Consider the following 20,813-nt stretch of genomic DNA (forward strand, 5'->3'; position numbering starts at 1 on the left):
CAGGAACGGTAATAGTGACAAAAAGACGTGTTGTCGTAACAGGTTTAGGCGCGGTTTCCCCCGTCGGTTTAAACGTCAAAGAAAATTGGGATAACATCCTAGCTGGTAAAAGTGGTATTTCCACGGTTACGAGCTTCGATATATCCACCTTCCCTTGTCAATTTGCAGGGACTGTCAAAGGATTTGACGTGACCGAATATATTCCTGCAAAAGAAGCGAAAAAAATGGATACATTTATCCATTACGGTATCGCTGCAGGCATTCAGGCCATGAAAGATTCAGGGCTAGAAATCACAGAAGCCAATGCAGAGCGCGTCGGCATTGCGATTGGTTCAGGGATTGGTGGCTTACCAGGGATTGAAAAAGGGCACTCCGCTTATATGACAGGCGGCGCAAGAAAAATCTCCCCCTTCTTCGTTCCTAGTAATATCATTAACATGGTTGCGGGCAACCTTTCCATTATGCTCGGCATTAAAGGGCCTAATTACGCCATTGTTACTGCCTGTTCTACAGGTACTCACAATATCGGCGGGGCAGCCCGTTTAATTCAATACGGTGATGCAGATGTCATGGTTGCTGGGGGTGCGGAAATGTCCAGTTGTCCGATGGGACTGGGTGGCTTTGCCGCAGCACGGGCATTATCAACCCGTAACGACTCCCCTGAAACAGCCAGCCGACCTTGGGATAAAGACCGTGACGGATTCGTTTTAGGTGATGGTGCTGGTGTGGTTGTGCTGGAAGAGTATGAACATGCCAAACGACGTGGCGCGAATATCTATGCGGAATTAGTAGGCTCAGGAATGAGCGGTGATGCTTATCACATGACCCTGCCGTCTGAAAGTGGAGAAGGGGCGAGTGCTTGTATGCGCAATGCCTTACGCGATGCACAACTCAATCCGACAGCGGTTGACTACATCAATGCACACGGAACTTCTACCCCCGCAGGCGATAAAATAGAAGCCCTTGCGATTAAAAAGACCTTTGCAGACCACGCCGCCACATTAGCTGTCAGCTCTACGAAGTCTATGACGGGTCATTTACTAGGTGCAGCAGGTGGGATTGAAGCGATTTACACCATTTTAAGTATTCGCGACCAAGTAGCCCCTCCAACAATTAATTTGGTGAATCTCGACCCCGAATGTGCAGGCTTAGATTTTGTCCCACATCAAGCCAAAGCTATGCGGATAGAGGTTGCATTATCAAATTCCTTCGGCTTCGGCGGTACAAATGGGACACTGATATTTAAGCGTCTCACGTAACTAGCAGGAATACAGACTTGATCATGACCGAAAACAATACACTGTCACTCTCGGTTTATGATCGAGGCTTACACTACGGCGATGGTTTATTTGAAACTTACGCCGTACAACAAATACCACTCTGCTGGGCATGGCACGGTGAAAGATTACAAGCAGGCTGTCAACGCTTAGGTTTCCCCCCCCCAGACTTACCCCAACTTTATCAACAAGCCATCCAAGTTATCCCATCAACACCCCGCAGTGTTCTAAAACTACTGATAACACGGGGTGTCGGTGGACGTGGTTATCGACCGCCCCAGCCTGCACACCCGCAATATATCTGGCTCTCTTACCCCTATCCCGATTATCCCGCTGATTATGCACAAACAGGCGTAACCATACGCATTTGTGAAACCCGTTTAGCCCGTCAACCACAATTAGCAGGGCTAAAACATCTTAACCGCTTAGAACAAGTGCTTGCCCGCCAAGAATGGCATGAAACGGACATTGCAGAAGGCTTAATGCTGGATACAGCAGATAATGTGATTGAAGGGACGATGACCAATCTCTTTCTGGTAAAAGGGCAAACCTTACACACGCCAGATTTAAGCCACGCAGGGATTGCAGGCATTATGCGACGTGCGATTTTAACCCTAGCCCCACAACTGGGATATACCGTTGTACAAGGACAATACCGCATAACAGATTGCTTAAACGCGGATGAAATTTTACTGACTAATAGCATAATTGGACTATGGACAGTTCGCCAACTGAATAACCGATACTATACGGTAGGAACGGTTAGCCAAACCCTTCGCCATCACCTTCGACAGCAACAGTGGATGATTAATGATGCTGAATGCCCGCCTACGTAAAATATTCTCTATTTTTTTATTATTGATTTTTATCTTTCTTCTTCTTGCCTGTGCAGGAGCATATTGGCTTTATACCTACCGACTGACTGCACCATTGCCCACCAGTGAAGATTGGCAATACACAATTCCCACAGGTACGAGCTTAAACACTATTGCGGAAGACCTTAATCGCCAAGGACAACTAGACACACTCACCGCTTTCGCATGGGTTTATCTCGCACGTTTAGAAAAGAAAGCCCAACAAATCAAAGCGGGTGAATACGCCATTCCCGCAGGCACTAGCCCACAAGGACTGCTCACAATCTTCACCTCAGGCAAAACTATTCAATACAGCCTGACCATTCCCGAAGGTATTAACTTTCGTGAATTAATCATTGCCGTACAAGCACATCCCAAAATTAAACACACACTAAAAAATTTAGATGCTGCCAGCGTCATGCAAGCCATCGGTATTAAACATGAACAATATCCCGAAGGTCTATTTTATCCTGATACTTACAACTTCCCCGCGAATACAACCGATGTCGCATTTCTTCAACGCGCCTATCAACTGATGGCAACAGAATTAGAAACTGCGTGGCAACAACGAGTTGACAATTTACCACTTAAGACACCTTATGAAGCCTTAACGCTTGCCTCAATCGTAGAAAAAGAAACAGGGGTTGCCAGCGAACGCGCACAAATTGCGGGCGTATTTATCCGCCGTTTACAAAAAGGGATGCGCTTACAAACCGACCCAACGGTAATTTATGCATTAGGTGAGGCTTATGATGGCAATATTCGCAGTAAAGATTTAGAAGTTGATAGCCCTTACAACACCTACCGCTATACAGGATTGCCACCGACCCCGATAGCCTTACCCAGTAAAGCAGCCTTACAAGCAGCGGTTAATCCTGATAAAGGCGACAGCTTATACTTTGTTGCGAAAGGTGACGGAAGCCATTATTTTTCGGCGACACAAACAGAACACAGTTGTGCGGTTATTCAATATCAATTAAAAGATAAAGCCCCCGCAAAATATCGACAATGGTGTGGACAATATCCCAGTTGCTCCGCTTGTCGAGCGAATTGATAGCTATAGTAAACGTAACCTGAGTTCGGCGAGATTCTTTTAAAAAGACAACAGCTTGTCTGAATCAGAATTTTCAGAATTAACAGAATTTAAACCCCTTAAACCAAGAAATTAATGCGAATCACGTTTTTTAATTCTGCTAATTCTGAAAATTCTGTGAATTCTGATTCAGACAAAAAAAGACCTACTAGGGTTTCAAAACCTAGCAGGTCTCTGTTTTATTTTATAAAACTCGCAGAGCTCAAGTTGGGTTAATAACCTTCTCCATTTGCTGTAAGAAAACGCTAATATCAAACTGTTGAGCTTGTTGCTCGCAATATTCGCGTAAGCGCAAGGCATAATCAGCATCTAATAATTGCACCGCATCGCAAATCATCTCTACTGTAAAATCAGTCGGTAATAAAAGCCCTGTCCGTTCAGGGATAATGCTTTCTAATAATCCCCCTTCAGCAACACCGATAACAGGCTTTCCCGCTGCCATAGATTCTATAGGCGACATCCCGAAATCTTCCGCTTTTGCTAAATACAGCGTTGCAATAGCATTGCCTAATAATGTGTGCAGGGTTTCATCCCCAACCCAGCCCGTTAATTGAATATTTGGCGCATTGCGTGCTAAATGTGTTAAGCGATTAAATTCTTGACCACCTGACGCAACAATTAATTGTTTATCAGGCATTTTTAAAAACGCTTCAATAATTTTATCAACTCGTTTTAAGGGGTCTAAACGTGCTATTGATAAATAATAGTTTTTCTGTCCTAACCATTTGAATTGTTCTGTATCACAGGGGGGATAAATAACCGTTGCTGATTTTCCTAAATAGTGCTGAATACGCTGTTGTACATTGTAGGAATTGGCAATAATTTGTGACATTTGCCCGATAGCGGTTTCATAACGAGGTTGTAAATAGCGGATAAAGGCTTTTAAGGCAAAGCGTAAAGGGCGCGGGGTTTGGCTTAAGTAAAAATCGGCTTGGTCATAAATAAAACGGGGGGGCGTGTGGCAGTAGAAAATGTGTTGTGCTTGTGGGTGTCGATGAATAGCAAGCGGGGTATAAAAACCACTGTATAAAAGTGTATTGTAATGCTTAATAAAATCTGTTTTTTTGCTTTCAAACGCACGGGTTAATTTAAATTGTCGCCAGAGTGGCAAATTACTTCGTGCTTTTAAATCATATTGTTGCGTAATGCCTTGTAGAAACGGATGATTTTCACGGGCAAAACCGTAAGCAATTGCTCCCGCTGAGTGACGCGCTAATAAATTACAGAGTCGCCCGCCTCCTTCTAACGATTCAAAGTAATCATGCAAAATAAGAAATGAATTTGTCATAAGTTGAATAAATTTACGATGCGCTAAGGCTGTTATGTGGTTCTTTTTCGACAATGAACTTGTACAAAGAGTTGTCCATTGAGTTCAGAGAGTAATTGTTTGGTTTGGGGGGAACGGTTTGTCGGTGTGGGAATATAGCCTTTTGTGCGTAATTCTTTTGGGCGTTGTCCTATGCCTTGTAAACTATGGACTAAAAAACGGCTTTCTAATTGTTCGCCCAGTTCATGGCATTGGGCTTGTAGTTGATTGGTGGCATTTAAAAAATTGCTTGGTAGGCTGATAACATTGCCACTGATGTCGACGATGGGCGAAGTAATCACGACTTGTCCTGAAATGCCTTTTTGTGAACTGGCATCGATGAGTGTGTTTGCTTCTGTAGAGGCTAGAAATTGTTCTGTTGCAATGTTGATATTGCCGCCATTACCTTCTGTCGCTTGTGCCACAATTTGTCCATGATTGATAACGACAAATTGGGGGTATTGAATAGTAATATTGCCACCATTACCTGTACCACCGCTAACGCTGGTTGTGATATTACCACCATCACGGAGATATAACTGTTGTTCTACTGTGGTAAAAATACTGCCACCGTCTGCATTTTGTGTTGCTGTGTTGATACTGCCTGAATCTTTCAAGGTAAGAATTTGAGTGGTTATATAAATTTCGCCTGCACGTCCCGCGTTAGGATTTGCACTTTCTGAACTGGCATAAATACCCGCTGTATCAATGCTATTATTTAATTTTGCCTGTCCACTGATTTCTATTTGTTTGGCGTTAATGGTCATCTGATTACCATTGCCTGTGCCTGCGGTCGCGCTGGAGATAATGGCATCATGAATGATGAGCGTATCCGCATTAATATTAATCTGTCCTGCTTGCCCTGCTTGTTCTAGGTTGTTATTGCCAGAACTCACTAAAATGGTTGTCGGATAGAAAAAGGCTTGTTTTGATTCCCCCCCTTGTAGATTTAAAGTGTCTTTAATCGTCAGTGATAAAGCCCCACCATTGCCACGCCCTTCTGTTGGACTGGAAATATTAGCGGCGTTTTTCATCGATAAATTATTGGCGTTAATATCAATACTGCCTGCATTACCTGCACCTAAGGTAATTGTTGTGATAAAACCATTATTTAACGCAACCTCTTGCGCGTTAATAAGAATAGAACCTGCATTCCCATGATTACTTGAGGCGGCTAAAATTCCGCTGGTGGTGATGGGTTGTAATGTATTTTCTTCTGTATCGTTATCGGTTGAGCCTGACGTGAGAATAATGCCGATTTTGCCTGATTTGTGTGCAGTGGTATTTAATAAATCTTCAGCATTAATCAGCGGGTTAATGGTATTTCCATCACCAATACTAAGCTTACCGTTAATCGTTAAATAAATAATGCCTCCTTCGCCACTGCCGACGGTACTACTGCTAATCAGCCCGCCTTGACTCATATTTAAATTATTGGTCTCAATGGTAATTAATCCCGCATTGCCCGCCTGTATAGAAGTATCTAAGGCATTTACAAAAACACCACTGTAGGGATTATCATCCGTTGTAACAGTGGCACTGCCTAAAATATTCATATCTTGCGCTTTAATAAAAATGCCTCCTGCACTACCACTGCCAGAGGAAGAACTTTCTATTTTTCCGCCATCGCGCAAATTAAGCGTTGCGGTTTCAATGTAAATCATACCTGCATTGCCTGCATCCGCTTTCGTGCTCAACGTATTTGCGCTAATTTGGCTAGTGAGTATCATCTCTGTATTAATCGCATCAGCACGTGTGCCTTCAATCTCCACGCTATCGGTTGCCGTGATATAAATATCTCCCCCGTCTCCGCTACCATTGGTCAAAGTTGCGATAAAACTATCTTTTAAATGCAACGAGTTGAGTTGCATAAAAATATTGCCACTGTCTTCATTATTTACAAGATTGGCATTAATTTGATAAGCCCCAATATCCTCAACAGTGATATTCAACACGCCACCGCTTATCATAATACTGTCTTGACTGTAAAACTCTCCCGCATAAATATAGATATTGCCTGATTTTTGGGTGTTCGTAACAATACTTTCATCCTCAAGTTGTCCTGCTGAAACAATGAGGTTGCTATTGTTCAATCGTAAATTACCGCGTTGCGTTGCATCAATTTTAATACTGCCTTCTTGAGTGTCATTTAAATCAAAGCTGATGTTGCCATGGCTGCCTAAACTGACTAACGCAATTTCTTTCGAGACCGCCCACAACGTGCTGTTATCGATTTGAATATCACCCCCTACGAGAGAAATATTATTATCAATCGCTAAGATAATGCTGTCTTGTAAATTAATTGGCGCAGGCGTATCGGTTAAAAAACCATAGGCACTGGGTTGGGCACTGCTTAGGATAGATTGTTCAGGATGACGGGCATTAAACTCGCCCTCCTGACCCAGAAATAAGGTGTCAGCGGTAGAAATATGAAACGAACTGAATAAGCCAATTTGAGCATGTTCACCCAATAAAACCCCATCAGGATTGATAAAAAATAAATTGCCGTTTTGTAAATCAGAAACAATTGCACCATTAATCAGCGAAGGCGTTCCCCCCGTTACTCGATTAATAATGTTATGCACACTGTTATCATTTGGTGTTAAGGCAAAATTGACAATTTCATTCGCTGTGATATTAAAGTCTTTAAAACTATAAAATAAATTGCTTCCTACTTGTACGCCTAAATTAGGTGTTACCGTAATGAGTGTTGTTGCTTGTTCCATTGGGGTTGGTATCGCTGTAATGAGCACAGCTTCTAAACGTGTCGGTTCTGATACCGTTCCTAAACTACTATCTATCACCACATCTGCTTGTACAAATGCACTATTTATCAGTATTCCGCTGATAAATAAATAGCGAAAATAATTAGTTATCATTTTATTCCTCACACTTTATGAATAAATAGAGGCTAACGAGTTGATTCAATCTTTTTTGTCAGGTTTGTGCATGGATAAAGAATCTTTTCACGGCAAATATCGGTATATTATGCGGACTTTATGCCGAGACTGCCTCCTGCGGATTCGGCAAAAGCGACAATAATTAATTAGCAATCATTTGAGGACATTATGCAACACCAATTAATCTCTAGTGGGTCTCCTTGGGAAGCAACCGTCGGTTATTCTCGCGCCGTGCGGGTGGGAAATGTCATTGAAGTCAGTGGCACAGTTGCAGCGGGTGATAATGGCGTGGTTGGAAAAGATGACCCTTATCAACAAGCACAGTTTATTTTACAAAAGATTGAGAAAGCCCTAAAAGACGCAGGCGCGACGTTAGAAAATGTCGTCCGTACTCGTATTTATGTAACGAATATCAGTCAGTGGCAAGCTGTTGGTAAAGCACATGGTGAAGTGTTTAGCACAATTCGTCCTGCAACCACCGTGTTAGAAATTTCTAAATTAGTTAATGATGACTATTTAGTAGAGATTGAAGCAACGGCGATTGTTTAATCATTTTGTCTTGTTTGGCGGTTGACTCTGTCGTTAAAACAGTATTTGACCGCTAACCCTCTGCTTTCACGTTTATTACTCACTATTTGTCATAAAAATACGAGATAATAAACAACATGAAGATACTATAAAACATGATGAAACACAGATGGATAATTAGATGAGCAAAAATTATTATGAAATTCTGGAAGTTGCACGCAGTGCTGATACGCAAACTATTCGTAATGCAGCACAAAATAAACTGAATGTTTTAAAAAACCGTTATGCAACGTTACCAAGTGGGCAACAAGCACAAGAAAAATTGAAGTTAAAGCAGACATTAGAAGAAATTAAAACCGCTTATACCGTATTAAGCAATGAACACCAACGGAAGAGTTACGACCGAGAGTTAGGCAGCATCACACATATTGCAAAATCGCAACCGACTAACGTCGCAAGCACTGCAAAAATCGCAACCGCTCCCGCCCATAATCCTTATGCAACGCCTCAAGCAAGTTTAAAAACCAGCTTTAATTCATCTGATGTGAAATATGGTGGTTTTTGGCGACGGTTTTTTGCCATGATAGTGGACGGTATAATCTGTGGCATTTTGATTTGGATTATCAGCGTTATATTGGTGTTTTTTTTCGGGGGAAATTTTATTTATTCAGGACTGGAATTTTTAAACCTGCTTGTACAATGGCTATATTTCACTTTAAGTGAATCCTCAGAGAAGCAATCCACAATTGGTAAGCGGTTACTGGGTTTAAAAGTAGTGGATTTAGCAGGCGAGCGAATTAGCTTTTTACGCGCAACAGGTCGTTATTTCAGCAAAATATTGTCAGCAATTATTTTATTCCTCGGTTTTATTATGGTTGCTTTTACGCAGAGAAAACAGGGACTACATGATATTTTAGCGGGTACATTAATTATTCGTGTTTAATATCACTCCTCTTCCTCCTCCTTGAAGGGGGAATGTTCCCATAATTCTGCCATATAAGCTTCTATCGCAGGGGTTTCTTGGGTCAAAAAACGTTGCACAATTTGACTAAAACGGTTATCCGCTAACCAATGCGCTGACCAAGTCGGCGTAGGTAAAAAACCGCGACTGATTTTATGCTCGCCCTGCGCCCCTGCTTCAAATCGCGTTAACCCATGACGAATGCAATAATCAATCGTTTGGTAATAACACAATTCAAAATGTAAATGCGGAAAATGCGCATTACAGCCCCAATGTCGCCCATAAAGCGTATGAGTCCCCCGCAAATTAAAGGCACTGGCAACATATTCATCTTGCATTCGTGCCATGACTAACACAATGTTGTCAGGCATACTTGAACCTATCATTTTAAAAAACTCAAGACTTAACGTAGGCACGCCAGATTTTCGCTCAAACGTTGAGCAATAAAAATTGTGAAAAATTTCCCAATGCTGTGCAGTTGCTTGATGTCCATCTAAAATTTCTATCGTTAATCCTGATTGCAACGCTTCACGACGTTCTTTTTTAATCTGTTTTCGTCGTTTAGAAGTCAATTTGCTCAAAAAATCATCAAAATCCTGATAATCCTCATTATCCCAATGAAACTGATACCCTAAACGGGATTGAAATTGACGTTGCTCAATTAAAAAATCCGTGTCCATACAATCGGTAAAGAGCACATGTAAGCCTGAAACATCTAATTTTTTCGCTAAAGCCAGCGCACCATCTAACAATAAATGTGCAATAGTGTCCCAATCAATATCAGGTGCAATCAGCAAACGTGCCCCTGTTGCAGGCGTGTAAGGAGTCGTACTCACTAACTTAGGATAATAAGATTTCCCTGTCACACGCTGATACGCATCTGCCCACGACCAATCAAACACAAATTCGCCGTAAGAATTTAGCTTTAAATATAATGGCATCGCACCAACAAGCCGTTGTTCACTATGCACAAGTACATGAAACGGTTGCCAACCATACTGATGCAAACACCCTTGTTCCTCTAAAGCAAGCAAAAACTCATGATGTAAAAAAGGGTTTTCCATGCCACGTAATTGATTCCATTCCACCGCAGAAACATGAGCAAGTGATTGACTATAGTTAATTAATAGGGTGTGTGGTGTATTCATAGCAACGTGTTGAGAGAACAAGGGAGGATGAAGAACAACGCTTGTTTTGCAGTATGGGGCTAAATACGACTCACACAATAGATTTTTTACAAAAGTAAGAGAATGAGAGGATATTCTGAATCAGGATTCACCAGATAAGATTAAAAAATTGCCTGAATCAGGATTTCAGACAAAAGCCTTAAGATTTGTTTAGCACAAGCAAGAAAGTGATTTAAATCTAGGACTGGCAGTCCTGTGAGGACTGCCAGTCCTTGGTGTCGTTTTATCGTACGTTTACTATACTTAACCTGAGTTTTACGAGTTTCTTTTAAAAAGACAACGGCTTGTCTGAATCAGAATTCACAGAATTTAAACCCCTTAAACCAAGAAATTAATGCGAATCATGCTTTTTAATGCTGCTAATTCTGAAAATTCTGTGAATTCTGATTCAGACAAAAAAAGACCTGCTAGGTTTTCAAAACCTAGCAGGTCTCTGTTTTGTTTTATAAATCTTGCTAAACTCAGGTTACATATTCCGCCGATATTTTCCGCCAACTTCAAATAACGCTTGGGTAATCTGTCCTAAAGAACAACAACGTACGGCATCCACTAAAACAGCAAAAACATTGTCGTGTTTAATCGCCGCTTGTTGTAAACGGGCAAGCATAGCGGTGGCTTCCGCTTGATGGCGTTGTTGAAACTCATTTAAGCGGGCTAACTGGCTCTGTTTTTCGGCTTCAGTTGAACGGGCAAGTTCAACTTTTATTTCTAACTCGTCTGCATGGGGGTTGCGGAAGGTATTCACGCCAATCAAGGGCAACGTACCATCGTGTTTCAACATTTCATAATGCAAGGATTCTTCTTGAATTTTTCCGCGCTGATATCCTGTTTCCATCGCACCCAATACACCACCACGTTCAGCAATTCGCTCAAACTCTTTTAAAACAGCTTCTTCTACTAAATCCGTGAGTTCATCGATAATGAAAGACCCTTGTAACGGGTTTTCATTTTTCGCTAATCCCCATTCTCGATTGATAATCATCTGAATTGCCATTGCACGGCGGACTGAATCTTCTGTCGGCGTGGTTACGGCTTCGTCGTAAGCATTCGTATGTAAACTATTGCAGTTGTCATAAATCGCAATCAGGGCTTGTAAAGTGGTGCGGATGTCATTAAAGGACATTTCTTGCGCGTGCAGTGAACGCCCAGAGGTTTGAATATGATATTTGAGTTTTTGACTACGTTCATTCGCGCCGTATTTAAAGCGCATCGCAACAGCCCAAATTCGTCGCGCAACTCGTCCCATCACCGTATATTCTGGATCCATGCCATTGGAGAAGAAAAAGGATAAATTTGGCGCAAAATCATCAATGTGCATACCACGTGCTAAGTAAGTTTCTACATAAGTGAAGCCATTAGCAAGGGTAAAAGCTAATTGTGAAATGGGATTCGCCCCCGCTTCGGCAATGTGATAGCCAGAAATTGAGACCGAGTAGAAATTGCGCACGCCGTGATGGACGAAATATTCTTGAATATCGCCCATGACTTTTAAACTGAATTCGGTGGAAAAAATGCAGGTGTTTTGCCCTTGGTCTTCTTTGAGAATATCAGCTTGCACCGTGCCGCGCATGTTTTCTAATACCCATGCTTTAATTTTGTCGATTTCTTCATCACTGGGTAAGCGTTTATTTTCCTTTTCAAAGCGTTCTATTTGTTGGTCAAACGCCGTGTTTAAAAACATCGCTAAAATGGTCGGTGCTGGACCATTAATTGTCATGGAGACGGAAGTATTGGGGCAACATAAATCAAACCCGCTATATAACACTTTCATGTCGTCTAACGTTGCAATCGATACGCCTGAATTGCCAACTTTTCCATAAATATCTGGGCGTTGGTCTGGGTCGCAACCGTATAAAGTCACGGAATCAAAAGCGGTCGAAAGCCGTTTTGCAGGGGAATCTTTAGATAAATAGTGAAAGCGTTTGTTGGTGCGGAATGCGTCGCCCTCGCCTGCAAACATGCGGGTAGGGTCTTCATTTTCGCGTTTAAAAGCAAATACGCCCGCCGTGTAGGGAAAACTACCGGGTAAATTTTCTTTGAGTAACCATGTTAATAGTTCGCCATGGTCTTCATAAGGAGGCAGGCAGACTTTGGGAATACGTGAGCCTGATAAAGAAGTGTGGGTTAATTTAGTACGAATTTCCTTATCGCGGATTTTTACTACGTACTCATCGCCCGCATAACTGGCTTTTACGGCTGCCCAGATGTCTAATAATTTTCGTGCACGTCCATCTAGTTGTTGGTCTTTTTTCTGGATTAAATCTGCCAGTGTTGGCACGGTTTCCCCAGCTTTGGCGAGCATGGTTTGTGTGGCTTGCAATTGCTGACGCTCGCGGGCAATTTGTGCTTGCTGTTTAATAGTTTTGTGATAATCACGTACAGTGTCGGCAATTTCGGCTAAATAGCGTTGACGAGCGGGGGGAATAATGACAGTTGTGTCGGAAGATTCGCGCACATTCACCCGTTCAAGTTTGCCCCCTGTTTGCCATTGAATCTGTAATTTTTCGCCAATGAGGTCGATAACGCCTTGATAAAGGGCGGTGATACCATCGTCATTAAAGCGGGCGGCAATTGTGCCATAAACAGGCATTTCATCGACGCTTTGGGTAAAGGCTTGGCGGTTGCGTTGGACTTGTTTACGAACATCGCGCACGGCATCCTTCGCGCCTTTGCGGTCAAATTTGTTAATGGCGATGATGTCGGCAAAATCGAGCATGTCGATTTTTTCTAATTGGCTCGCCGCGCCAAATTCGGGGGTCATCACGTACATAGGGATATCGACGTGTGGAACAATTGCCGCATCGCCTTGTCCTATGCCTGAAGTTTCAACAATGATGAGGTCAAAATTAGCCAGTTTAGTAAGGGCGATAATATCGGCAAGATTATCAGGAATTTCATTGCCTGCACTGCTACGGGTTGCTAATGAGCGCATATAAATCTGTGAAAAATCAATTGCATTCATGCGGATACGGTCGCCTAGCAATGCGCCACCACTTTTGCGCCGTGATGGGTCTATGGCGATGATGGCAATTTTTAATGCGTCTTGATGGTCTAGGCGAAAACGGCGAATTAATTCATCGGTTAAAGAAGATTTTCCCGCACCGCCTGTGCCTGTAATACCGATAACAGGCAAGGGGCGAATCATCGCACGAGCTTTATCATGCAGTTGTTGATAAAAGGGTTCGGGTAGTTTTTGATTTTCTAAGGCAGTGATTAAACGCGATAATGCTAACCAATCCCCTTGTTCCAGTTGTTGTAAATCGGGTAATGGGTAGCTAGTGCTCAGGTCGGTATCGCATCGTTTAAGCATGTCGTTAATCATGCCTTGCAAGCCCATTTTTTGCCCATCTTCGGGCGAATAGAGGCGCGTTACGCCGTAACTTTGTAATTCTTGAATTTCTGCGGGAACAATAACACCACCGCCCCCCCCAAAGACTTTTATTTGTGGGCAACCGCGCTCCTTGAGTAGGTCTATCATGTATTTAAAGTATTCAATATGTCCGCCTTGGTAAGAACTGACGGCGATACCTTGCACATCTTCTTGAATGGCGGCGTTGACAATTTCGTCAACAGAGCGGTTATGTCCTAAATGAATGACTTCTGCGCCTGAGGTTTGCAGAATTCTGCGCATGATGTTGACGGCTGCATCATGTCCATCAAATAAGCTGGTTGCGGTGACAAAGCGGATTTTATGGGTTGCTTGATAGACTTCGGGGGTATGGGGGATGTGTTTAGCTTTCGTCATGAATGACGCTCCTCATGTTGGTGATGATGTTATTTCTTTATTTTTATATAATTACTTTAATGAAATAGATTTTACTAGCGTTTACGTCAACGTCAAATTGAATTTATTTGTGGTTTATGTTGATTCAGTTGTGTTTAGTTAATAGTCATGATAGTGAGGGGGATGTAAGAATAGGGTAATTGCGTTGACCATGTTGTCAGATAGACTACAATGCACGAATATCCCAATTTAAGCAGAATTTTTTTGTTTGCTGTACTCTAAGTTAACCGCATCATAATTAATTATGTAATATTAAGCACTAAGGAGTATCAACACATGCTTTGGGCAAATGATTATGTTTTACCTGAATTAAACGCAAAACGTTATCCAAGTGTGACGGACAGTTCTTCATTTATTGATGTACGTTATTCTAGTCGTGCAGTTAATTTAGAAGATAAAGTCGTTATTAATGAACGTCGTCCTGTTTATACAGGGCAAGCATTGCGTATTCGTGTGTTAGCTCCACCGGGAGCAACTGGCGTTAGTATTGGGGGAGAGTCTAATCTTTGGCAGGGAAGCGCGGGCGATATTAGCAGTCGAGTACGCTTTAAAGCATATGATTATGACCCCGGAAATTTTATTTATGAACCTACACAACGCCCTGCTGGAGTCACAAATAATGTATATGCCAGTGATTTAGAGCCTGCGGGCGGTGGTTTAAGTCTCTCTTTATATGGAAAAATTGGAAGTAAAACGCCACCATTAACAAGTCCCCGTTATTTATATTTTGTTTTGTATAATCCTGCAAATTCTGTGAATTTTACCTTTGAAAGTTTAAGTTTTTCTTTTGTTATCGGTGATACGAATTTATATACTGCTTGGAGAAATAAACGTCCTTGGGCAGGTGGTAGTGGAAATATTGATGGGATTGGCGAGGAATATGGTAGTAGCAGCAATACACGTACAAGTAGCGTGCTCAATTTGCCCAATTTAGGGTTAGCCTCTGTCGGTGGCTCTGTGTTTTTTGGTGGGATTTCTTCTACCCAAGGTGGCGCATATTTACAACGTACTAATCACCCTTTAAGCAGTGTTGCAGATATTCAAGGTGCGATTCAGGTTGATTCGCAACATGTTGGACAAAATGTAGAATTACTTATTTTTGCCAGTTATACACCGCCCAACACAACACAACGACTTTATTATATGTTGTCATCGCAAGGTTTAGAGTTATGGGATGGCAATCCGAACAGTTTAAAGGCATATAAACAAGGGATTGTGTTACAGTCTTATCACCCTTTTGAGTTGTATAAAGGGCAATTTGTTGGTACAGGTTTATTAAACGTTTATTTTGGGTATCGATTACCGAATAAAATGATTATTACCAGCAAACAATCTATTGATATCAATGTTTTTTAACTCGTTTTAATCATATCTATTGATGATTCGCTGAATTCACTGATTGATGTTCAAACTCAATTTAAGTTTCTTATCAAGATAAGGCTAGTGGTATTGCACTGCTAGTCTTCCTCTACTTCATAAAGCTGTTGCTTATGTCATTGTCGCCTGCGTTTTCTCGCCTCCTAACTTATTATTTTATTGCTCTGTTCTGTAGTATTTTCGTTCTCAACTGCCTTTATAGTGTTCGACAGCCCGTTTGGAGTCCTCTCGATGAATGGGCGCATTATGACTATATTGAACAGCTGAGTCATTGGCAGTTACCTGATGCAACACAGCCTTTTGCGCCTTATACGCAAATGATTTCTTCAGTAGAGTTTAAAAAGCCCATTCAAGGGGTACAAACCTCTTATCAGGCACAACAACCACCTGTTTATTATGCATTATTAGCCATTCCAAACTATCTGTTAAAACAGTTTAACGTCACCCCAACGCATCAAATTAAACTATTACGGCTGTTTAATCCGTTCTTTATTGCACTAGCTTGTATTATTCTCTGGTTAGTTTTTAGAACACTGGCAGTACAAACAGACATTAATCCGCAATATGGATACGGATTAATCCTCACGATTATGCTATTAGATGCTGACCGCCGTTATGGTCTCAATAATAACTACTTGCCTTTATTATGGAATAGTCTTTGTTTACTTTACTTAGTGCGCTGGTGGCAATGTCCGACAAAGATGCAATTAACGCTTGCGATTGGCTTTGCCGTCTTGGGGTTTTTAACTAAATATACTAATGCTTACATGTTGGTGATTTGCTATAGCACAGTATTTTTTGCCTATTGTAATCCTACTAAGCGCGTATTAATTAATTGGTTACGTCAACTGCCTGTTGCCAGTTTACCTTTAGGGCTCATTCTTCTTTTTTTCCTATTTAATTATATTCATACAGGTAGTTTGCTAAATACACAAATGACGCAACAATTATTCAGTGCGTCTGTGTATTCTGTTAATGAGCCATTGCACTTTATTAATTTGTTTTTTAAAAAATTATTAAATACCTCACATATCTTTGAATTACCCGACGCGGTTATTTGGTTCGCAGGGTTGAATTTAGTAATTAACCTAATCATGGGAGCTTATGATGGCTTTTATCGACATCACCCATGGAGCAAATTAATTTTTCTCTCTGCATTACTCACTGCGGGGCTATTGGGGGCGGGTTGGTGGTTAAATATTCATCAAACAGGTATTTATTGGTTTGAATATCGTCACTATGCGGGCTATATCGGTTTTAGTTTACTTGCAATTACACCGATTTATTTTTTAACCGCTTATTTCAAAAAAATATTATGGGGAGTCTATCTGTTCCTGTTAACAGGTATGACAAGCGTTTATGCCTTTCAAGTTTCTTTGATGTTTGACACGCCTAAAAAACAATTAGTTAATCAAGCAAATCAGCAATGTTTAGAAGCTCCCCCATTTTTAAATTATCGCAATGGAACGCCTTTATGGACGCAAGCCTGTCAAGCAATAGAACAACAATTATGGCGTTATAATTATCATGAACAAGCCATTAAAATTGCTAAAAATACCTGCATCGATGCGTCTATCGATGATAATTTTCGCCATACCGATGGCAGTATCATTTTTTTCTGGGATTGTTTAGCAACGGCTAATCAAGTGTGGTATTACGACGAATCGCGTCATCAATTTCGTACCGAAGAGGGGAAATGCTTAACAATGGTGAATCACGGGGCTAATAATGAAGAAGGAATGACTTCTATTCGTTTGTGGACGTGTAACGATTCGCTAGAACAACAATGGGTATTTAAGTAAGCCAACGTGAGTACGGCGAGTTTCTTTTAAAAAGACAACAACTTGTCTGAATCAGGATTCACAGGATTTTCAGGATTAGCAGGATTAAAAAGCGTGATTCACCTGACTTTTTGGTTTAAGGGTTTTAAATCCTGTTAATCCTGAAAATCCTGATTCAGACAATGTTTTAATCCTATCTGGTGAATCCAGATGAAAAACAAGAGAGTAATCTCTGCCAGTCCGTCAAACCTTTTCGCGTGTTCCGACAGACCTACTCGGTTTTAAAAACCTAGCAGGTCTCTGTTTTATAATCAATCTAACACCATCAATCCTCTTAATTGATTGGGGGTTAAAGCCCAACAGAGTTGTGCTTGTCCTGCTTCTACTTCACTGTCAAAGTTTAATAAACAAGCCCCCCCTTTTTTAAACGGCAACCAATCATTGACATGTCCTGTCAGTAACCATGTGGCTAGCTCGCATAAATCAGGCTCATGCCCTACTAATGCAATCGTGTGATTTGTATAAGCTTCTGTTTGTAAAGTATTTAGCACATCATGCATAGAGCGGTCAGGGGAGAGAGAGGGTAAACAATGGCGATGTGCTTCAGGGTAATATTCCGACAGAATATCTGCGGTTTGTACGGCACGCACAAGTGGACTGCTAAATATCTGTTGAATTGTCGGCAGTTGCGTTTTAATGCCAGCGGCATTTTTATGCATTTTATTGATGCCCTTTGGTGTCAGTGGGCGTAAATCGTCGCTTTTGCCTGTCATCGCAAACTCATCTCGTTCTTCTGCAATGGCATGACGGACAAGTAATACGTTCATGATTCAATCCTTTTAATACGCTTGTTGATACGGAAAATCATTCAGATATTTAGCAGTTACTGGCTATTTCTTCTGTTGTTTACGGGTGTCTAAGGCTTTTTCTAAGCATTCACAGACGGTTTTTAGCACTTCAATCCGCGCCCATTGTTTATCGTTTGCGGCAATTAATTTCCATGGTGCGTAATCGGTACTTGTGCGCGAAACCATGTCATTTACTGCCAGTGCGTATTTATCCCATTTTTCACGGTTACGCCAATCTTCGCTGGTGATTTTGTGCTGTTTGTAAGCAATCACTTCACGCTCTTCGAAACGACGGAGTTGTTCTTCTTTACTAATATGTAACCAGAATTTGATGACAACCCCACCGCCATAAACGCGGGATTCGTCAACGTTTTGTAAAAAGGATTCGACGAGTTGTTCTTCAAAACTGTTAATTTCTAGGTAAGCGCGTTTCCATTCATGTTCTTGTGCAAAGCCTTCTACTCGCTCGACAAGCACGCGCCCATACCATGAGCGGTCATAAAGGGTGAAGCGTCCTGCACGGGGCACATGTCGCCAGAATCGCCATAAGTAATGATGGGCGCGTTCTTCATCTGTGGGTGCAGCGGTGGAAATAACGCGATAGAGACGAGCATCTAAGGCTTGGGTTAATCGGCGAATCGCGCCCCCTTTACCTGCTGCGTCCCAGCCTTCAAAGACGATGACGGTGGAGAGTTTTTCATGATTGGCGAGCCAGCTTAAGCGGTGGAGTTTACCTTGATAATGGGATAGTTCTTCATTGTATTTTTTCCCGCTAATGCTTTGGTTTAAGTCAACACGGTCTAAGATGGTTAGTGGGGTGTTGAATTGAGCAACAAGGGTATTGCTGGGGGCAATTTGGTCGTCATCGATACGCAGTTGTTCAGCGGATTGTAGGGCGTTGAGGCTATCAGCTTGTTTGCTTTTTTCTTGATAGTTGATGAATTTTTGTAGGGTTTCGAGAATAGTACGTGCAACGGTGATATTGCGATAACGTTCGTCAGTTGCTTCTACTAATGTCCAAGGGGCAGCCCCTGAATCAGTGTGACGAATAGCACGTTCTGCCGCTCTTGCGAATGCGTCGTAATGTTCGGCAAGTTCCCAATCGCTGCTGGAGACACTGCGGATGCTGTTGGGGTCTTTTTCTAGTTTTTTTAACCGTTTGGCTTGAGATTTTTGGGATAAGTGTAACCAGAATTTAAAAATAATCGCCCCATCTTCAACCAGCATGTTTTCAAAACGGCGTATCGCAACCAAACTTTCGTCGAAAAAACTTAAGTCGACTTCGTTCATGGCATATTTGTCAATAATATCAGCGTACCAACCACCGAAAAAAACGCCAACTCGACCGCGTGCGGGTAAATTACGCCAGAATCGCCAGCCATAAGGGCGTTCGCGTTCTTCGTCGGTGAGCGTGTCTAGGGAAATGGTTTCAAGTCCGCGTGTGTCTAGCCATTCATTCAGTGCGTTGACTGTTTCGCCACGTCCTGCGGCATTAACGCCTGAAATAATGATAATCACAGGTGCGTTGGTTTTGCTCAGTGCAAATTGAGCTTGTAGCAAGCCTGCTCGTAATTCAGGTAAGAGTGCTTTGTATTCTTCTTTGTTTACTTTTCTTCCTAATTCAACAGCTTCAAACATATGCGCCCTCTATGATTCAGTCAATAATGTTATGTGTGTTGTTTATGGTGCGTTGTTTATTGGTTGTCAGGATTGGGCATTCATTCTGGGGGGGAAAGAACGCCTTGTCTTTGTCGCACCTTGTTATTTTACGGCGATACGGGTCTTATGCGTCATCGTGAGTATGATAATATGCTTTATTAATGTTAAATATTAGGGGTTATTTAGTTTTTTTATTGTTGCAGAGCGTCATTTGCACGTTTTGCTCAGAGAATTTCATGAATAGAAAACGCATCGTTATTATTGCTGGGACATTGTTTAGTCTGATATTGCTGGTTGTGGTGTTATGGCGATTGGATTGGCAGGCTTTTGTTAATGCGTTGACGCAATTGTCTTATGCACATGTTGTTGTTGCAATGTTGGGAATTTTGGGCGTTGTTGCATTACGTGCTTTACGTTGGTTATTGATTAATAACGTATCAATATCGCAATTCAAAGCCTTTTGGCAGGCGGCGGCAATTGGGTTTTTAGGAAATATGATTTATCCCTTGCGTGCGGGGGAAGTTTTGCGCGTTTTGGCATTGCATCATTTTTTAGGCATTCCCTTTGGTAAAGCGTTATCTAGTGCGGTGATTGACCGTATGTTAGATATGATGCTTGTTGGAATCTTTATGTTATTTGTGATTTGGTTACATGGTAGCCGTTTAGATGCAAGTATCGGCATTGGTGCGATTGGTATTTTTGTGCTCTGTATCCTTGTTTTATTAGGATTATTATTTTTAGCCGATAAATTGTTGCAGTCTGCAAAGCAATGGCATTTTCATCGTCATTGGCAAATCCGTTTACTGCATTTGTATTGTCATGGTTTACAAGGTGTTATAGATTTTCGTCAAGCACCTTATGCCTTAACAGTTGTTCCGCTGACCTTAATCGTATTTTTAGGGGATTATTACATTATGTGGCAGGTGATGGCGGCGTTTGGTTGGGAGTTGCCTTATAGTGCCGCGATTACTGTTGGGGTTTTTATTATGCTAGGGGCTTCTTTGCCTTCTGCACCCAGTTACATAGGTATTTATCAAGTAGCGGCGATTTTAGCCTTAAAGCTGTATGACGTTGGAACGAGTGAGGCTGTAGCCTATTCTTTAGTCTTGCAGTTAGTACAGTTTATTGTCTTAGGGATTCAAGGCGGTTTAGTGACTTTGTATTGTGGTTTTCATTTGTCGAGAAATCCGCAAGTTGAGGGGCAGTAATTTGATTCTATCGAGATTCTTGAAATAAAAAAGAACCTGTTAGGTTTTGA

The 20,813-nt window shown here is 41.7% G+C and carries 14 protein-coding genes; 8 read left to right on the top strand and 6 right to left on the bottom strand.

The genetic code is table 11. The annotated features are described in order from the left end of the window. Positions 1-14 precede the first annotated feature (14 nt). Genes fabF through mltG form a run of 3 tightly spaced genes read left to right on the top strand, consistent with a single transcriptional unit; the run spans position 15 to position 3,185 of the window. A complete protein-coding gene (gene fabF, locus BEGALDRAFT_RS09890; protein WP_002686124.1) occupies positions 15-1,259 on the top strand; it encodes a beta-ketoacyl-ACP synthase II in 1,245 nt (414 codons plus the stop codon). 23 nt (positions 1,260-1,282) lie between these two features. After that, positions 1,283-2,113: an aminodeoxychorismate lyase gene (gene pabC, locus BEGALDRAFT_RS09895; RefSeq protein WP_002686125.1), complete on the top strand. Its 831-nt coding sequence runs from the start codon at positions 1,283-1,285 to the stop codon at positions 2,111-2,113. Further along, a complete protein-coding gene (gene mltG, locus BEGALDRAFT_RS09900) occupies positions 2,088-3,185 on the top strand; it encodes an endolytic transglycosylase MltG (protein ID WP_002686126.1) in 1,098 nt (365 codons plus the stop codon). The genes pabC and mltG overlap by 26 nt, the downstream gene beginning before the upstream one ends. Before the next feature lie 241 nt (positions 3,186-3,426). Here the strand turns inward: mltG and BEGALDRAFT_RS09905 are convergent, their stop codons facing one another. Both BEGALDRAFT_RS09905 and BEGALDRAFT_RS09910 read right to left on the bottom strand, forming a co-directional pair. Further along, entirely contained in the window at positions 3,427-4,512 is a 1,086-nt protein-coding gene (locus BEGALDRAFT_RS09905; protein WP_002686127.1) for a glycosyltransferase, read from the bottom strand. 32 nt (positions 4,513-4,544) lie between these two features. Further along, entirely contained in the window at positions 4,545-7,409 is a 2,865-nt protein-coding gene (locus tag BEGALDRAFT_RS09910; protein ID WP_002686128.1) for a two-partner secretion domain-containing protein, read from the bottom strand. 189 nt (positions 7,410-7,598) lie between these two features. Between BEGALDRAFT_RS09910 and BEGALDRAFT_RS09915 the strand changes: the two genes are divergently transcribed. Further along, positions 7,599-7,979 carry a RidA family protein gene (locus BEGALDRAFT_RS09915; protein WP_002686129.1) on the top strand — a complete coding sequence of 127 codons (381 nt, stop codon included), beginning with the start codon at positions 7,599-7,601 and terminating at the stop codon, positions 7,977-7,979. 160 nt (positions 7,980-8,139) lie between these two features. Continuing rightward, complete coding sequence (locus BEGALDRAFT_RS18215) at positions 8,140-8,901, top strand: RDD family protein (protein ID WP_002686130.1); 762 nt, start codon at positions 8,140-8,142, stop codon at positions 8,899-8,901. Positions 8,902-8,903: 2 nt separating this feature from the next. On the opposite strand, the gene BEGALDRAFT_RS09925 is transcribed toward BEGALDRAFT_RS18215, so the two are convergent. Together BEGALDRAFT_RS09925 and icmF are read right to left on the bottom strand one after the other, a co-directional pair. Continuing rightward, entirely contained in the window at positions 8,904-10,067 is a 1,164-nt protein-coding gene (locus tag BEGALDRAFT_RS09925) for a GNAT family N-acetyltransferase (protein ID WP_002686131.1), read from the bottom strand. A gap of 505 nt (positions 10,068-10,572) precedes the next feature. Further along, entirely contained in the window at positions 10,573-13,851 is a 3,279-nt protein-coding gene (gene icmF / locus BEGALDRAFT_RS09930) for a fused isobutyryl-CoA mutase/GTPase IcmF (protein WP_002686132.1), read from the bottom strand. Between the two features lie 315 nt (positions 13,852-14,166). On the opposite strand from icmF, the gene BEGALDRAFT_RS09935 reads away from it, so the two are divergent. Next, entirely contained in the window at positions 14,167-15,246 is a 1,080-nt protein-coding gene (locus tag BEGALDRAFT_RS09935) for a hypothetical protein (protein ID WP_002686133.1), read from the top strand. A gap of 134 nt (positions 15,247-15,380) precedes the next feature. After that, complete coding sequence (locus tag BEGALDRAFT_RS09940; protein ID WP_002686134.1) at positions 15,381-17,069, top strand: RICIN domain-containing protein; 1,689 nt, start codon at positions 15,381-15,383, stop codon at positions 17,067-17,069. Between the two features lie 290 nt (positions 17,070-17,359). On the opposite strand, the gene sixA is transcribed toward BEGALDRAFT_RS09940, so the two are convergent. Further along, positions 17,360-17,875, bottom strand: coding sequence for a phosphohistidine phosphatase SixA (gene sixA, locus BEGALDRAFT_RS09945; RefSeq protein ID WP_002686135.1), 516 nt, complete (start codon positions 17,873-17,875; stop codon positions 17,360-17,362). 63 nt (positions 17,876-17,938) lie between these two features. Then, positions 17,939-19,534 (bottom strand): polyphosphate:AMP phosphotransferase, encoded by a 1,596-nt coding sequence (pap, locus tag BEGALDRAFT_RS09950; protein ID WP_002686136.1) that lies wholly within the window; start codon positions 19,532-19,534, stop codon positions 17,939-17,941. 257 nt (positions 19,535-19,791) lie between these two features. Between pap and BEGALDRAFT_RS09955 the strand changes: the two genes are divergently transcribed. Continuing rightward, complete coding sequence (locus BEGALDRAFT_RS09955; protein WP_002686137.1) at positions 19,792-20,763, top strand: lysylphosphatidylglycerol synthase transmembrane domain-containing protein; 972 nt, start codon at positions 19,792-19,794, stop codon at positions 20,761-20,763. The last annotated feature ends 50 nt before the right edge of the window (positions 20,764-20,813 follow it).

The organism is Beggiatoa alba B18LD, from assembly GCF_000245015.1.
Taxonomy (GTDB): domain Bacteria; phylum Pseudomonadota; class Gammaproteobacteria; order Beggiatoales; family Beggiatoaceae; genus Beggiatoa; species Beggiatoa alba.

Coding starts and splice junctions, on each gene's coding strand:
- pabC (WP_002686125.1), top strand. CDS start 1,283: ATGACCGAAAACAATACACTGTCACTCTCGGTTTATGATCGAGGCTTA.
- mltG (WP_002686126.1), top strand. CDS start 2,088: ATGATGCTGAATGCCCGCCTACGTAAAATATTCTCTATTTTTTTATTA.
- BEGALDRAFT_RS09905 (WP_002686127.1), bottom strand. CDS start 4,512: ATGACAAATTCATTTCTTATTTTGCATGATTACTTTGAATCGTTAGAA.
- BEGALDRAFT_RS09910 (WP_002686128.1), bottom strand. CDS start 7,409: ATGATAACTAATTATTTTCGCTATTTATTTATCAGCGGAATACTGATA.
- BEGALDRAFT_RS09915 (WP_002686129.1), top strand. CDS start 7,599: ATGCAACACCAATTAATCTCTAGTGGGTCTCCTTGGGAAGCAACCGTC.
- BEGALDRAFT_RS18215 (WP_002686130.1), top strand. CDS start 8,140: ATGAGCAAAAATTATTATGAAATTCTGGAAGTTGCACGCAGTGCTGAT.
- BEGALDRAFT_RS09925 (WP_002686131.1), bottom strand. CDS start 10,067: ATGAATACACCACACACCCTATTAATTAACTATAGTCAATCACTTGCT.
- icmF (WP_002686132.1), bottom strand. CDS start 13,851: ATGACGAAAGCTAAACACATCCCCCATACCCCCGAAGTCTATCAAGCA.
- BEGALDRAFT_RS09935 (WP_002686133.1), top strand. CDS start 14,167: ATGCTTTGGGCAAATGATTATGTTTTACCTGAATTAAACGCAAAACGT.
- BEGALDRAFT_RS09940 (WP_002686134.1), top strand. CDS start 15,381: ATGTCATTGTCGCCTGCGTTTTCTCGCCTCCTAACTTATTATTTTATT.
- sixA (WP_002686135.1), bottom strand. CDS start 17,875: ATGAACGTATTACTTGTCCGTCATGCCATTGCAGAAGAACGAGATGAG.
- pap (WP_002686136.1), bottom strand. CDS start 19,534: ATGTTTGAAGCTGTTGAATTAGGAAGAAAAGTAAACAAAGAAGAATAC.
- BEGALDRAFT_RS09955 (WP_002686137.1), top strand. CDS start 19,792: ATGAATAGAAAACGCATCGTTATTATTGCTGGGACATTGTTTAGTCTG.